The following is a 14,412-nucleotide window of genomic DNA, read 5'->3' as shown; positions in this document are numbered from 1 at the left end:
TTTACTGAGTTATTTTATGAATATCCAACGCAAGTACAGTCTACCTAATTGTACTCTGATCCTAGAGGGTTTAAGTGATGTTGGACGGGCTACACAGTTCCAAGAACTCCGTCCTGAACTATCTATATTGGTAAATGCAGAATGCTATTTATCTTGTTATCAACAGCCGATATCCGGGGGAAGAGAGTTTTTTGAAAGTTTGGTGAGGGCTGTCAGTGGTTATGCTCAGGAATTTTTAAGTTTTGTCCCTAACCCCCAAGCCCATAACCATGAGTCAGAACTGGTAGAATTACAAAAAATTAACAGCAACCGACACAGGTTAATTATACATTCAGAAGCGGAAGGTGAGGGCTTTAACTCTAACGCCCATCATGGCCAACAGTCACCCCTGGAAATTGATTTAAATACAGTGCAGTTGTTTGATTTGGTGGAAGCTGTAGATCAGTTTTTTGCTGATTCCCAAACTTTACCAGAATTGTGTCTGGAACTACACCCCGTCACTAAACGTTATGGTGGTACTAGTCAAGCTTTAATTCAACAAGCAGTTCCGGCTACCTTGGGTGCATCGAGTTTGGCAGCAGCAGCGATCGCTCTAAGTTTAATTCCTGTTCCCCAAGTCCGTCCACCTGAACTAAAACCAGAAGAACAACAATCCAGCACCAGCATACCCACACCAACAGCTACACCGATAGCGGCTGAAACGCCCGGTATTACACCTACACCCGTAGTTGCTGAAACACCTACACCCATAGCGGCTGAAACACCCCAAACAAAACTCCCAGTTAAAGATTTAGAAACTCTTTTAAATACAGTTCCAGAAATTGTCGATCCATCCCAGTTGCGAGCCTTAAATCGTCAGGTGTATAATCAAGTTCATCCAGCTTGGAGCGATCGCTCAGGATTATCTCAAGATCTAGTCTATCGTTTAGGTGTAGCAGCAGATGGTAGTATCGTTGGCTATAAAGCACTAAATGAAGAAGCGAATAAGGCTATAGATCAAACTCCTCTGCCTAATTTACTATACAACCCTGCTAACCGACGTATCGCTAATGAACCAATCGCCCAATTTAAAGTAGTCTTTACTCAAAAAGGTGTACTACAAGTTAGCCCTTGGCGGGGATACGCGACAACACCAGAAGTAGTGGGAACTAAAATTACTGATTCTAATACAGTCAAAGAATTAAACCGAAAACTCTATAGTACAATCCGTCAAGGTTGGAGTCTTACCCCAACTTTTAAAAAGGATTTAAAGTATCGGGTAGCAGTCAATCAAAATGGCGTGATTGCTGACTATGAACCACTTAATCAAGTGGCTTTTGATAATTTCCGCGAAACACCTCTACCCCAAATGTTTGAATCTGTTTACGGCTCAAATGTAGCTGCTCCCAACAACAAAGAAGCTCTCGCCCATTTTCAAGTAGTATTCAAACCTAGTGGTAAATTAGAAGTTACCTCCTGGCAAGGATATCGGTAACTGAATTGAGGGCGGAACAGCCCGCCCCTGGTATATCTTCAGCGTAGGTTAATCCTCATCCCGATTCCTAGATGATTTCCCAGATTTACCAGCATTACGCACATTCATCACCTTACTAAGCAAGTCAAACCAGAAAGGCGCGCCCATAGCGATCGCCATTCCAGTAATTAACCAGCCGCTAATCATTGTTAATATATTTAAAATAGGCAAGCCGTTGATTCTAAAAGTTTCCCAAGACATTTGCTGCTGTATATTAGCATTTGTCCACCCAATTGGTAGGGTAACATCCCCTAAAATTTGATTAGTATCTAGATTGGGTAAATCAGAAGAACGATATCTTTGTGCATCTAGCTCCGTAGCTTTATAAACTATTGCTTCTCGTAATACAGTATCTTTAGATAGGCGGCTAATTATATGAAATGTGTCTGCATTTGCAGTGACAGCTAAAGCAACACCAATCAAAATAGCTACTCCTTTAGCGTTGCGCTTGTAAACCCCACCCGCCCTTTCCATGGAGCTATCAAAACTCCTTTCAATCTCTTTTTGTAATATTTTAATACCTTCCTCTACTGTTTCTGCTCTTGACTGCGCCCGCTTGGCCATAAGCTCAATGTTTGTAACTACAGATTTCGGTAAACTATTAATTAAAGATTGAATTGTTTGGTAAGTTTCACTATCTTTATCTTGAAGTGCTAGTTTAATTTCTTCATAAACGGCAGTAGTTCCATTAATTGATTGCACAACTTCATTGATATTAGGTATTAAACCTGCCAACAATATCGACCGATCTACATTATCAAAAAATTCCCTTCTTAAAGATTTCAACTGTCGGATTGTTTTTTCTAAAAATTCTTGGGGATATTCTATATTTTCCTGGAAATTCTCTATGTATTTATCCAGGCTATATCCCATTCGCTCAATACTTGTTCTCATTTCATATTTGTTGTTTTTAAAATCTTCACTAATGCCTGTATATTCTAAATTTAGTTGGTCAAATTCATGAACAATATCTTTAACAAACTCACTAGGCAATTCATTGTTATTGATAGGGTTTTGTAGCTGCAATAAAATCTTTTTAATCTCTTTTAATCGTTGATCTTTGAATTTGTCCAACCTAATTTCCATTAATTTGTCTACTACTTTGGAAATGTGTAAACTATCCATTAGGGTAATAGCAAAGCTGTCAGCCGGAATATAAGACGGCGCACTATGTTGTTTATTATTGCCAAAGGTAGTTTGTTTACTTAATACTAATTTGTAACTTTTTCTCTTAAATAACATATTGTATACGGAAGCGATCGCCCAAGTAATCTTCCGAGGCAAAACTGCCAAAAATCCCTTTGCTTCTTGATTTATACTTTTAATCAAGGGATTATCATAAATTTTATTTGTCAATTCAATAACTTTCACATCTTCCGAAGCTTTAACATCTCCACCCAACAGAATCTCAATAGATTTCCTTAAATGTTGAGCGCGCCATTGCAATAAGGTAGTCAGCAATTCCTGAAGTTCCGACGCTAACAAACTTAAAATTAAATAAATAAATATTAAGCCAAGGGCTACATCCACAATAAAAGGTAAGCGCATTTACAGTCTCCTTCTGGGTATTTGATAATTGGTAAGTAATCAGTAGTCGCACGATTGATTTTACATTGATTCCACAGATAAATCTAGGGGCTTTTACCATCAAGGGATGATTGGTCAAAAAAAATCTAATTATATTCCCCTGTTCTGGTGATACCGTAGGGGTTTACCTGCCTTTTTTCCTAAAATATTGAAAATATTGTATTTTGTTGTGCTATAGTGTTTTCAGGTTAAACACCCAGGGCATAAGCTCTGACCTTTAAAATATTAAGACCGCTTAGGCAACAAGGAGGTGATGCCCATGATAGAAAGTAGTAAACCCGTGGGTCATCAGGTTGCAGTTAGCCGGCTGTGTGCCGGGGCTGTTCTTTAAAAGTTAGCCTTAGTTATCCTGAGATACTAAGTTAGCTCTATTAGCTAGGCAAAGCTGTGGAGTACCTTCCGGCAGTCTGGTTGCAATCTGAAGACCCGCTAGACCGCTCTAATTTAGGTCATCTGATCTAAGTTGGAGCGGATAGTTTTTTTATGGGTACTTTTTGATTAAAATTGTAATATTCCGTAACTCGTGCGTAAGTCCTAAACATTTTTGGAACAAACAAAAATCTCTGTATTCCTTGTCTGTTCCCTCTCGCAAATACAAATATATAATTTATTTTGCACGACTACTTAACTGTTATAAATAGTTTATTCAAACAAACAGATTTTGAATATCTTTTGCTCCATGAATCACTCGTACAAGTTCAATTCCATCAACTACAGGACGGTAAAGTAAAAGATATTTACCTACAGGAAAACTTCTGAGTGATGGTGCTAATTCCTCACATATTTTTCCCATTTGAGGGGATTTTGATATAAGTATAAGTTTATCATTTATAGTATCTATCATTCTATCAGCAGCAGTTTCATTGTTCTGATGGATATAGAGCCATATCTCAATGAGGTCATTTTGTGCTTCAGGAGATTGAAAAATAGTTGCCATATTTTAACTACTGTGTTTTGCTCCTTGCCTTTTCCTCCCTTCAGCTTTGATTTTTTCAGGATCAAAGGCCACTGTTTCACCTCTATCAAGTTGGTCTATTCCTATCTGTACTTCTTTCCGTAACTCTTGAAGTCTTAACTTGCGTAAATCTTCTCGTTCTTTTAATAGCCGCAGTCCTTCACGAATCACTTCGCTTTGTGATTGATACAGCCCACTATCAAGAAGTTCAGCAACAAACTGATCAAATGTCTGACCAAGATGAACGTTCATAGATTCACCTTTTAATTATACTTTTCTTTAGAATCGCACATCTGTCAATAATTGTCAATTTTTGTTAGTCGAATTAAGTAAAAAATCGAACTTAGTAAGTCGAGATTTTCTATAGACTTCTTGCAAAAGTCGAGATTTTCAAATTTTTCTTTGCGCCTCTGCGCCTCTGCGCCTCTGCGTGAGCTTTTCAAGAATATTCTTGGTTACACCAAAGTATTTATGCAAGAGGTCTTATGTTTTATTTGTAAATTTTATTTAAAAAATACTTTATATAAGATAAATGTATTAGACTTTAATCATAAGTTAACCAATTATTAGCTTTTCCAAAACTAAAATCGTATTAGTGGCAGTTATGCCTTGCCCACAGGTTTCGACAAGATAGTTTCAGTAGAAGTAGGTGCATCGAACACGTTTATCCATGTATGGTGTGAGGAGAAAGTGAAGATGTCTAATTTCTTGTGGAAATCCTTGGTGGTTAGCCCCGCAGTTGTAGGTGCGTCGTTGTTAGTTTCAGGAACAGCGATCGCAGCCCCAAATACCACCATTGAGTTTTCGTCCGTCAAAACAGAAGTTGCTCAACAGCCGGAAATCCTAGCTCCAGCAACTGATAACGCTAAAGTTCTAGATCAAATTAACCGCTACAGCAACGAAGGGAATAATTCCCTCGCTCAAGTCACATCTGTTTCTCAGTTTTCCGATGTCCAACCCACTGATTGGGCATTTCAAGCTCTACAATCCTTAGTCGAGCGTTATGGTTGTATTGCGGGTTATCCCAATGGGACATATCGCGGTAATCGCGCTTTAAGCCGTTATGAATTTGCCGCAGGTTTAAACGCCTGTTTAGATCGGGTTAATGAATTGATTGCCACCGCAACCGCTGATTTGGTCACAAAACAGGATTTAGTGACTTTACAGCGACTACAAGAAGAATTTTCGGCTGAATTGGCTACTCTCCGGGGTCGTGTTGATTCTTTAGAAGGACGTACCGCCCAATTGGAGGCTGATCAGTTCTCCACTACTACGAAATTGCAAGGTGAGGCTATTTTTGCCGCCACAGATGCCTTTGGAGAAAACACAGGTGAGGCTAATAACAGTGTATTTCAAGATAGAGTCCGTTTGAATTTGCGAACTAGCTTCACTGGTAGCGATCTTTTAACTACCCGTCTTTCTGCTGGTAATGCCACAGGCTTTGAACTTAGGGACAATAATAATGCTCCGATCAATAGTGCGGCAGGTAGACAAACCTTTGAAGTTGGTAGCACTGGTGACAACAGTGTGGAGATAGACCGACTGACCTATGAAACTCCTGTTGGTCCAGCGCAGGTTTACTTGGCGGCCAGTGGTGGACAACATAGCCATTATGCGGCTGTTAACAACCCCTACTTTTTTGATAAGACTGACGGGGGTAATGGTGCTTTATCTACCTTTGCGTCAGAAAATCCGATCTATCGCATTGGTGGTGGTTCTGGTATAGCACTTAATGTCCCTTTTGGTCGTGGTGGTGTTCTTAGACCTAGTTCTTTAACTTTAGGATATTTGGCATCGGAAGCTGATGATCCTGGTTCTGGGGCTGGTTTGTTTAATGGTAATTATGCGGCTTTAGGACAGTTGAATTTTGCTGTGGGCGATCGCATAGCTTTAGCTGCCACCTATGTACATGGTTATCATGGGGCAGGTAGCACATTATTTGATGCAGGCATTAATAATGCGGCTTTAGTTGGTACTCAACAAGCCAATGCTTTAGGTGTTGATAGAGTCACACCCGTTAATCAAAGCGCTTCTTCCAGTAATTCTTACGGTGTGTCAGCGGCCTTTAGACCTACTAATAACATTTCCCTTAGCGGTTTTGTTTCTTATCACGATGTGATAGGTTTCGGCTCTAATGATAATTATGAAGCTTGGAGTTATGGAGTTGGTCTAGCCTTACCTGATTTTGGTAAGAGGGGTAACGTTTTGGGTATTTTTGGTGGTGCTCAACCTTATTCACGTAGGGCTGGTTCTAGTGAAATTCCCTACCAAGTGGAAGGTTTTTACAAGTATCGCGTATCAGAAAATATCTCTATCACCCCTGGCGTGATTTGGGTGACATCTCCTGGACAAAGCAATAACAGCGAAGATGCTTTTATTGGTACGCTGAGAACGACTTTCACTTTCTAAAATGTTGATTTTGTCAAAGTCAGGTTAATTAAACTTAAAATCCCCGCCATCAGGTAGGGATTTTTTTTGATCTAGGACTTCGCACAAGTCACTGAAAAATGAACCAACGAACCACAGAGGCACAGAGTTCACAGAGAAATGAGGTTTTGAGAAATATTTTGCGTAAGTCCTGTGATCGTAAAAATCAACAAACCCCAGTGGAGAACCGGAGTATACTAGAGAAGGTGAGGAATTGGATCAGGATGTCCAGGATTAGAGGATGAAGATGATTAATTTTAGAGTTTTTGCCCTTTCTTCCTGCTGATTCTTGGACTCCTGTTAGAAAATTCCTGACTTATAACTCTTAACTTAATTGCTGCTTGTGGAAATATCCTGTAAATCTGAATATGCCATTCTTGCTTTGTTAGAAATGGCAAGTCATTATGAAAGCGGCGAACCAATGCAAATTCGACAGATCGCCGCCCAGCAAAATATACCCGATCGCTATTTGGAACAGCTATTGGCTACATTAAGACGCGGGGGTATAGTTAAAAGTCAACGTGGTTCAAAAGGTGGCTATTTATTGGCGCGAGAACCTTGGAAAATCACAATTTTTGAAATATTAGAATGTTTGGAAGGGTTGGATGTACAGCTTAATGAAAAAGATACCAATGCTAAATCTGTAGATAGTTCGGTGGTGGGAGAAATATGGCAAGAAGCGCGTCAGGCGGCGAATGCGGTGTTACAAAAATATTCACTTCAGGATTTATGTGAAAAGCGCAATTCACGCCGCCAGTTAGATATCATGTACTACATTTAGGTTTGAATTACTCAAAATTAAGGAATAAAAAGTTATTATGCGGGTTGCTCGGAATATTACAGAATTGGTTGGATCTACTCCTTTAGTACAGTTAAATCGGATTCCTCAGACCGAGGGCTGTGTGGCTCAGATTTTGGTGAAGTTGGAAAGTATGAATCCATCGGCATCAGTGAAAGACCGCATTGGGGTGAGTATGATTATTGCGGCTGAGGAGGAAGGATTAATTAGTCCGAATAAGACTATTTTGGTAGAACCGACATCAGGAAATACAGGTATTGCTTTAGCTATGGCGGCGGCGGCTAAGGGTTATCGGTTGGTTTTAACGATGCCAGATACAATGAGTGCGGAACGTCGGGCGATGTTGCGGGCTTATGGTGCGGAGTTGGAACTTACGCCGGGGATTGAGGGGATGAGTGGGGCGATTCGTCGAGCGCAGGAGATTGTGGATCGAACACCGTACTCCTATATGTTACAACAGTTTCGCAATCCGGCTAATGCCAAAGTGCATCGAGAAACGACGGCGGAGGAAATCTGGCAAGATACCGATGGTTTGGTAGATATGATTGTGGCTGGAGTGGGTACAGGTGGTACAATTACTGGTGTGGCAGAGGTGCTGAAGGCCAAGAAACCGGGTTTTAGAGCGATCGCTGTTGAACCAACCAACAGTCCCATTTTATCAGGCGGTAAACCAGGCCCCCACAAAATTCAGGGAATTGGTGCAGGTTTTGTTCCTCAAGTGTTAAAACTAGAATTGATAGATGAAGTAATTACTGTCACAGACGAAGAAGCGATCGCTTACGGGCGGCGTTTGGCCAGAGAAGAAGGGCTACTATCGGGAATTTCTAGTGGTGCGGCTCTATGTGCTGCAATTCGTGTAGCTCAACGTCCTGAAAACCAGGGAAAATTGATCGTGATGATTCAGCCTAGTTTTGGCGAGAGATATTTAAGTACACCGTTGTTCCAAGACTTAGAATCTAGAACAGCAAGCAGTTTCACCTAACTACGACTTATACAAAAACCATTCGGCTGACGCTCACGGCGAAGCCTCCCAAACTCTTATTTCTCTGTGTCCTCTGCGTCCTCTGCGGTTCGATATTCCGATTCCGTAATTCGTGCGTAAGTCCTACCAACAATCAGTTAGATCAATGGTCGATTCTAACCACTACGAAACACTCAAGGTTAATTCCAATGCCAGTCAAGCGGAGATTAAGCAAGCTTATCGCCGCTTGGCGAAATTATTTCATCCTGACAGTAATCAGGAAACGTCAGATCATGAAGAAATTATCCGTGTTAATGCAGCTTATGAAGTTTTAAGTGACAAAGAAAGTCGTCTTAACTATGACGAACAACTCCGAGATTTACAAAAATTCAATCAAAAATTAAATAATTCTCGTCAACAGCGCACAGAATCGGCACAAAAATACTACCAGGCGAGAAAAAAAGCTGTAAAAGATGCTGATCAAAAAATTGAAGAATGGCTACGCCTAGTTTATCAGCCAGTCAATCATCTACTTTCCCGGATTCTCAATTCTTTAGAAGTGCAAATTGACGAATTAGCTGCCGATCCTTTTGATGATCAACTATTAGATGAATTTCAAGATTATTTAGAAACTTGTCGAGAAGACCTCAAGCAAGCACAAATCACTTTTCGTTCTTTACCAAATCCACCCAGTTTAGCTAAAGCCGCAGCCAATCTTTACTACACCCTGAGTCAAGTAGCAGACGGATTAGACGAATTGGCTTACTTTCCTTTAAATTTCGACGATCGCTATTTACACACTGGTCAAGAATTATTCCGCATCGCTACAAGATTACACAGTGAAGCTCAAGCATCGGTAATGTAGAAAGAGGCAGGGGGCAGGGGGCAGGGAGAAAGGGGGCAGGGGGCAGGGGGCAGGGGGCAGGGAGAAAGGGAAGTCTTGAAACTTTTTTACTCTAGTACAGTACGGCGTAAATAAATCAACCATTGTAAATTTCTGACAAACTTTGTAGAGACGTTCCATGGAACGTCTCTACACTCCTTAACCGAACCGTATTGTCTTCACTCCTGACTCCTGACTCCTGACTCCTGACTCCTACATTAGTTAGTGGTTTGTGCAGCTAACATTTGTTTCAGCTTTTCTAATTCCGATGCCCAACGGGGATCTGGACGAATAGTATCTGAATCTACAGTGCTAGTGGTTTCACGCCCTCCACCACTGCCACCACCACCGCGTCGAGATTTTTTCGAGCTTTTTTCACGACGGTTGCCTTCTCTTTCTTTGTTGGTGTTAGGACTGGGGATGCTACTAGCTTGGGTAACTGGTTTAGGAGTAGGTTGTTGCTGCTCTTCACCTTCTTCACCCTTAGTCCGGGGTAATGCCTTTTCTAGTTTAATCGGTGTTTCTTTAAACAAGTGACCGTTATACTTTTCAATAATTTGATCTGCTTGTTCGTCGTTATTGACTGTTAGAAAACCAAAACCACGACATTTACCTGTTTTTCGGTCTTTAATCAGTTTAGTAGTTACAGCATCGCCTTCTTCAGCAAAAACTGCTTGTAACTCCTGACGATCTATTTCTTCTTTGGGTAAATTACCTATGTATAGGCGAATGGACATGAACTATACCTCCAGGGTTGAAATGAAAATTACACGGCAAAAAAACAATCGTTTGGCTTTGGCTTTTAAATAGATGCTATTAACTAAAGTTGCCATAAACCAATTTTTTAAATCCAAACTTTCAACTTATACAATACAGTTTTTCGTTAGGATCAAGCTTATTTAACGCCAAAGCGTCTGTAAGTTCAGCTAATAACACCTTAATTCTAAGAATTTCCAATTTAATAGCCCACTGATTGTCAAAGTAATTGAATTCTTTCTAGCTGTTGTCCGCAGAATCAAATACCATTTATTAACATTATCATGGTATTTCCTACGGAGCTAGTTCAGCACATACATTTCTGCCGATAGTATGACTGGATCGTATCATGAATGTAACACTTTAGCCGAGAAACTGTAAATTTGGCAATTACCCATTTCCACTATTTAACCTACCAGAAAAAGATACGCCCCCCAAGCTTGGGCAGCGACAGCTAAAACAGTAGACCATATAGGGTGAGGGCTATAAATTGTTTTGCCACTTTGATTTTCCAAGGTTTGGATGTCGATCCAGGGGGTTGCCCCGCGTCGAAACCAACCTGTAACGATAATTTGCCGTCCTATCCAGTCCTGGGGAGTGATTGATTTTCCCAACCAAGGAATGTGGTTCAATTTGATTAAACCTTGCTTGGATTGGAGGATCAGGTCTTGCCCCAAGTAGTTGCTAGTTCCATGACGACCTATTAGTTTACCAACAATTCGTACACTAATACCATCAATTGGTAAAATGGAGGCATCGGAGAATAAATTGGGTAGGTGGTCGTTTGTTTGCACGGATGTGAGGTTGATATCGGGAAATAAGGTGTTGATTCGCATCAATGTACCGATGCTAAAGGCAATCAATATGCAGCCTATGACGAAAGACCAATCTTCATAAATCCACTTGAGGTTTAACAAATGAATAGCGTAAGCTGTTTGCCAAGTTAGCCAAAGCAGTCCTGCAAATACAAATCCCAGGGGTATTCCCAACCAGGGAGCAATTTGTAGTAAAAAGGAATTTGGCTTGACTGTGAGGGATTTTTGGTTAGTCAGATGTAGTTCAGTGTCTAGATGCCAGTGACGGGCTATTTGGCATAGTCGTTCGATGCGATCGCCGATCAATGGGTGGCTATTGTTAATAGTAAACCATTGTCGGTAAGGATGGAAGTTTTCCCACTGAAAAAATGATTCAAAGGGTAGATGACCGGCGATGCTGCCCAGGGTGATACTTTGTTGGTAGCTGACTGGAGCTAATAGGTTTAGGCTTTCTAATTGACAATTGGTGTGTTCTTGTTTGGCGATGTCGTGAGATACACCAATGGATATTTTCAGTAAAGCCCGAATTAGGGCGTTGGGGTTGCCGGTGATTTCGGCGGAGGTGCGATCGCTATAATTCAACCGCAACCGGGCATGAAGTAAGGCTACTCCAGTGATCAAACTCCATAAGCCGTAGGACAAACTAGCTAAAACTGTGATCGGCCAACGCCAAATTTTTTGAGAAATTTTGTTGCCCCAGGTGGATGCTTGCTGATAGATGCCGTAAATTGGTAATGTTAATAACAGCACCAAGGACATGATGATTAAGTCCCGGTGACGACTCTGCCCAAGTCCTAAAGCGTAGATGGTGGCTATTTCATCGTCAGCTAGTTGTTCTAAGAGTCCCTGACTGATAGTGATGCGGGTGGTGCGGGTTAAGTTACCATAGGTCAACATGATTGGTGCGGACATGGGTAAAATTCGCAGTTTGGGCAGGGGTTGGTGTTTCTGTTGACAAGTACGTTGCAGTACCCGACCTGTTTCACGACTGTAGGAGTTTAATTTCTCTTTGCTGAGTTCTTGCTGTCCATAAAATTCTCCCAGTAGCCAGTCTAGTAACCAAGGCGAAGATGCGATTAAGACTAATAATAATATTAGTACAAATACAGTGGGGTCACTATATAAAAACTGTAATGGGTTGAGGTATGGTAGTTTAACTAAAGCTTGGTTAATTAAACCCATTCCTAACTTAACTGTGGCTCTTAATCCCCAAAACAGGATGATGAATGTTCCTGTGGCTAGTAACCAGGAGAATATGGAGTTGATTAAGTTAGGTTTGCGTAGGGGTTGCCATACCTTAGCGCGTCTGGCATTGCGCCAATAAATTTTAGCTGGTTGAAAGTTGGTGTAATCACCATCGCTATTGGTATGGGAACTGGAATGATCAAAAGAAACTGATGCGGTGGCAGTTTTTTTAGATTTGGGGGGGGTTACTGGAGGTTTTGTCAAGTGGGATAGAGCGCGGGTTGCCCAATCTTGTACTTGTGGATTATGACTCTGGGCGAGATTCTTACAGAGAGCGATCGCCTTGGAAACTTGTCCGATTCGGGTATAAGCCATAACTAAACCAACACGGGCTTGCAAACAAGCATTGCCGAGATTTTGATCTTTAGCAATAGGTTCTAGTTGAGCGATCGCTGCGTCATAATTTCCCTGCTTGAGGGCAACTAAACCAGCCTCCAAAGACGATTTAGCGTGTGAAGGCATAGGAATTTTGGCACTCCAATCTCTGTTAGTTAATTCACTTTGGTATAAATGTGCGAAATTGAGATACCCTGATTGGTGATTGGTGACACTTCGACTTCGCTCAGTGCTAGTTGGTAATTGGTGATTGGTAATTACCTACTCCCCATTGGGTTTTTGACTGGAAAACACGGGAGCGATCGCACTTAATTTCAACTCTGGATGATCTCCTGCTAACTGTTGACAATTCCATTCATTGCGGAATAACAAGACCGGTCTTCCCAGATTGTCTTTAACTGTAGTCGAGTTGAATAAGCGCCCTACCCGATTCAACGCTTCCCAACCACCATCCACCCAACGGGCTACACTGTAAGGCAAGGCTTCTAACAAGGTTTCCACGCCATATTCATTTTGCAGCCGAAATTGGACTACATCAAATTGCAATTGACCAACGGCTGCTAGAATTGGATCACGTTTAGCTTCATCGGCTGAGTACATAATTTGTACAGCACCCTCTTCTTGTAATTCCGCCACCCCTTTTTGAAATTGCTTAAACTTCGATGGGTTGGGGTTTCTCAGAGAAGCAAACAGTTCCGGCGAAAAATAAGGAATCCCTTCATACTCTAACTTTTTGCCTGTATAAATTGTGTCGCCAATCGCAAAAACGCCGGGATTGTTCAAACCGATTACGTCCCCAGGATAAGCCACATCAATTGATTCTCTCTCTTGGGCAAAAAGTTTTTGCGGACGAGAAAGACGGACAGCTTTGCCTGTGCGTGCATGATTCACTGTCATATCTTTTTCAAACTTGCCTGTACAGACCCGGACAAAAGCGATGCGATCTCTGTGTTTGGGGTCCATGTTGGCCTGTAGTTTGAAGACAAAACCAGAAAAATCTGGATAGGTGGGGGCAACTTCACCCAGGCTGCTATGATGTGTACCAGGCTTGAGAGCATAATCCAGGAAGTATTTTAGGAATAATTCCACCCCGAAGTTAGTCATGGCACTACCAAAGAACACGGGAGTCATTTTACCTTCATGCACCAATTCTAAATCTAGCTCTGGACCTACACCTTCTAACAGTTCTAAATCATTTTTTAGTTGCTCGTAAAGTTCTGGTTCTAGTAATTCTGCAATTTTGCCATCACCTAAGTCTACGACGGTATCACGGGCTTCTTTGCTGCCGTGTAAGCTACGTTCAAATAGATGGATTTGTTGGGTTTTGCGGTCAAATACTCCTTTAAAGCGATCGCCCATCCCAATCGGCCAGTTGACGGCATAAGTTTGTAAGCCCAGTTCTTGCTCAATCTCATCTAATAATTCTATTGGTTCTCTACCAGGGCGATCGAGTTTGTTCACAAATGTAAAAATCGGAATCCCGCGCAACTTACATACTTCAAACAGTTTACGAGTTTGGGGTTCTAAACCTTTAGCCACGTCAATCAACATCACTGCGTTATCTGCGGCCGCTAAGGTTCGATAAGTATCTTCACTAAAATCTTGGTGTCCAGGTGTATCTAATAAATTAATTTGGCAGTTTTGATAGGTAAATTGTAACACCGTCGAAGTAATAGAAATACCCCGTTGTTGTTCCATTGCCATCCAGTCGGAAGTCGCTTTGCGTTGCGCTCGTCGTGCCTTTACCGCCCCTGCTTCGTGAATAGCACCTCCGTACAGCAATAGCTTTTCAGTTAGAGTAGTTTTACCAGCATCGGGGTGAGAAATAATCGCAAAGTTCCGACGCAGTTCCACCGCTTGGTGGAGTTCATCTTGAAGTTCTGTAGACATATTCTTTAATTTGTTTTTAACCTGCTCAATCTTAATTCAGAAATTTATCAGTGAGATAGTTGACAAATGCCCGATTTTCTATTATACTACCTTTATAGTGGAAATCTGTGCGTCCATATATATAGGGTCTTATTTTTCCAAAGTCATTCATATCAAAATCAAGGTTTATCAGATTAGGGACTTCCAAAAAATAATTGGATTAACTAACCGCAGAGGCGCAGAGAACGCAGATAAATAGTCCCTTT

The 14,412-nt window shown here is 41.3% G+C and carries 11 protein-coding genes; 5 read left to right on the top strand and 6 right to left on the bottom strand.

All coding sequences use genetic code 11. The features are described 5' to 3' along the window. Positions 1-16: 16 nt before the first annotated feature. Complete coding sequence (locus VB711_RS16070) at positions 17-1,474, top strand: DUF4335 domain-containing protein (protein ID WP_323287156.1); 1,458 nt, start codon at positions 17-19, stop codon at positions 1,472-1,474. Positions 1,475-1,522: 48 nt separating this feature from the next. Here the strand turns inward: VB711_RS16070 and VB711_RS16065 are convergent, their stop codons facing one another. The 3 genes from VB711_RS16065 to VB711_RS16055 form a co-directional block, all read right to left on the bottom strand. Then, the gene (locus VB711_RS16065; RefSeq protein ID WP_323287155.1) at positions 1,523-3,061 is read right to left on the bottom strand and encodes a hypothetical protein; all 1,539 of its coding nucleotides are present in this window, start codon (positions 3,059-3,061) and stop codon (positions 1,523-1,525) included. Positions 3,062-3,746: 685 nt separating this feature from the next. Beyond that, a complete protein-coding gene (locus VB711_RS16060) occupies positions 3,747-4,037 on the bottom strand; it encodes a type II toxin-antitoxin system RelE/ParE family toxin (RefSeq protein ID WP_323287154.1) in 291 nt (96 codons plus the stop codon). A 3-nt stretch (positions 4,038-4,040) separates the two neighbouring features. Then, positions 4,041-4,307, bottom strand: coding sequence for a type II toxin-antitoxin system ParD family antitoxin (locus VB711_RS16055; protein WP_323287153.1), 267 nt, complete (start codon positions 4,305-4,307; stop codon positions 4,041-4,043). A 444-nt stretch (positions 4,308-4,751) separates the two neighbouring features. Between VB711_RS16055 and VB711_RS16050 the strand changes: the two genes are divergently transcribed. The 4 genes from VB711_RS16050 to VB711_RS16035 all read left to right on the top strand — a co-directional run bounded on the left by VB711_RS16050 (position 4,752) and on the right by VB711_RS16035 (position 9,107). After that, positions 4,752-6,464: an iron uptake porin gene (locus VB711_RS16050; RefSeq protein WP_323287151.1), complete on the top strand. Its 1,713-nt coding sequence runs from the start codon at positions 4,752-4,754 to the stop codon at positions 6,462-6,464. A gap of 361 nt (positions 6,465-6,825) precedes the next feature. Then, positions 6,826-7,263 (top strand): Rrf2 family transcriptional regulator, encoded by a 438-nt coding sequence (locus VB711_RS16045; protein ID WP_323287150.1) that lies wholly within the window; start codon positions 6,826-6,828, stop codon positions 7,261-7,263. Positions 7,264-7,300: 37 nt separating this feature from the next. After that, on the top strand, positions 7,301-8,263 hold the full coding sequence (gene cysK, locus VB711_RS16040) for a cysteine synthase A (protein WP_323287149.1): 963 nt from the start codon (positions 7,301-7,303) through the stop codon (positions 8,261-8,263). Positions 8,264-8,408: 145 nt separating this feature from the next. Beyond that, positions 8,409-9,107 carry a J domain-containing protein gene (locus VB711_RS16035; protein WP_323287148.1) on the top strand — a complete coding sequence of 233 codons (699 nt, stop codon included), beginning with the start codon at positions 8,409-8,411 and terminating at the stop codon, positions 9,105-9,107. A 236-nt stretch (positions 9,108-9,343) separates the two neighbouring features. Here the strand turns inward: VB711_RS16035 and VB711_RS16030 are convergent, their stop codons facing one another. The 3 genes from VB711_RS16030 to VB711_RS16020 all read right to left on the bottom strand — a co-directional run bounded on the left by VB711_RS16030 (position 9,344) and on the right by VB711_RS16020 (position 14,167). After that, positions 9,344-9,862 (bottom strand): RNA-binding protein, encoded by a 519-nt coding sequence (locus VB711_RS16030; protein ID WP_323287147.1) that lies wholly within the window; start codon positions 9,860-9,862, stop codon positions 9,344-9,346. A gap of 426 nt (positions 9,863-10,288) precedes the next feature. Next, complete coding sequence (locus tag VB711_RS16025) at positions 10,289-12,403, bottom strand: M48 family metalloprotease (protein WP_323287145.1); 2,115 nt, start codon at positions 12,401-12,403, stop codon at positions 10,289-10,291. 135 nt (positions 12,404-12,538) lie between these two features. Then, a complete protein-coding gene (locus VB711_RS16020) occupies positions 12,539-14,167 on the bottom strand; it encodes a peptide chain release factor 3 (RefSeq protein WP_323287144.1) in 1,629 nt (542 codons plus the stop codon). Between the last annotated feature and the right edge of the window lie 245 nt (positions 14,168-14,412).

Origin of the sequence: Cronbergia sp. UHCC 0137 (assembly GCF_034932285.1) — a bacterium.
In the GTDB taxonomy this organism is placed as follows: domain Bacteria; phylum Cyanobacteriota; class Cyanobacteriia; order Cyanobacteriales; family Nostocaceae; genus Cronbergia.
This window is presented reverse-complemented; position numbering and strand designations above follow the sequence as displayed.

Excerpts from the sequence above, each read along its gene's own strand:
- VB711_RS16035 (WP_323287148.1), top strand. The coding sequence starts at position 8,409 with ATGGTCGATTCTAACCACTACGAAACACTCAAGGTTAATTCCAATGCC.
- VB711_RS16060 (WP_323287154.1), bottom strand. The coding sequence starts at position 4,037 with ATGGCAACTATTTTTCAATCTCCTGAAGCACAAAATGACCTCATTGAG.
- VB711_RS16030 (WP_323287147.1), bottom strand. The coding sequence starts at position 9,862 with ATGTCCATTCGCCTATACATAGGTAATTTACCCAAAGAAGAAATAGAT.
- VB711_RS16020 (WP_323287144.1), bottom strand. The coding sequence starts at position 14,167 with ATGTCTACAGAACTTCAAGATGAACTCCACCAAGCGGTGGAACTGCGT.
- VB711_RS16055 (WP_323287153.1), bottom strand. The coding sequence starts at position 4,307 with ATGAACGTTCATCTTGGTCAGACATTTGATCAGTTTGTTGCTGAACTT.
- VB711_RS16050 (WP_323287151.1), top strand. The coding sequence starts at position 4,752 with ATGTCTAATTTCTTGTGGAAATCCTTGGTGGTTAGCCCCGCAGTTGTA.
- VB711_RS16065 (WP_323287155.1), bottom strand. The coding sequence starts at position 3,061 with ATGCGCTTACCTTTTATTGTGGATGTAGCCCTTGGCTTAATATTTATT.
- VB711_RS16025 (WP_323287145.1), bottom strand. The coding sequence starts at position 12,403 with ATGCCTTCACACGCTAAATCGTCTTTGGAGGCTGGTTTAGTTGCCCTC.
- cysK (WP_323287149.1), top strand. The coding sequence starts at position 7,301 with ATGCGGGTTGCTCGGAATATTACAGAATTGGTTGGATCTACTCCTTTA.
- VB711_RS16070 (WP_323287156.1), top strand. The coding sequence starts at position 17 with ATGAATATCCAACGCAAGTACAGTCTACCTAATTGTACTCTGATCCTA.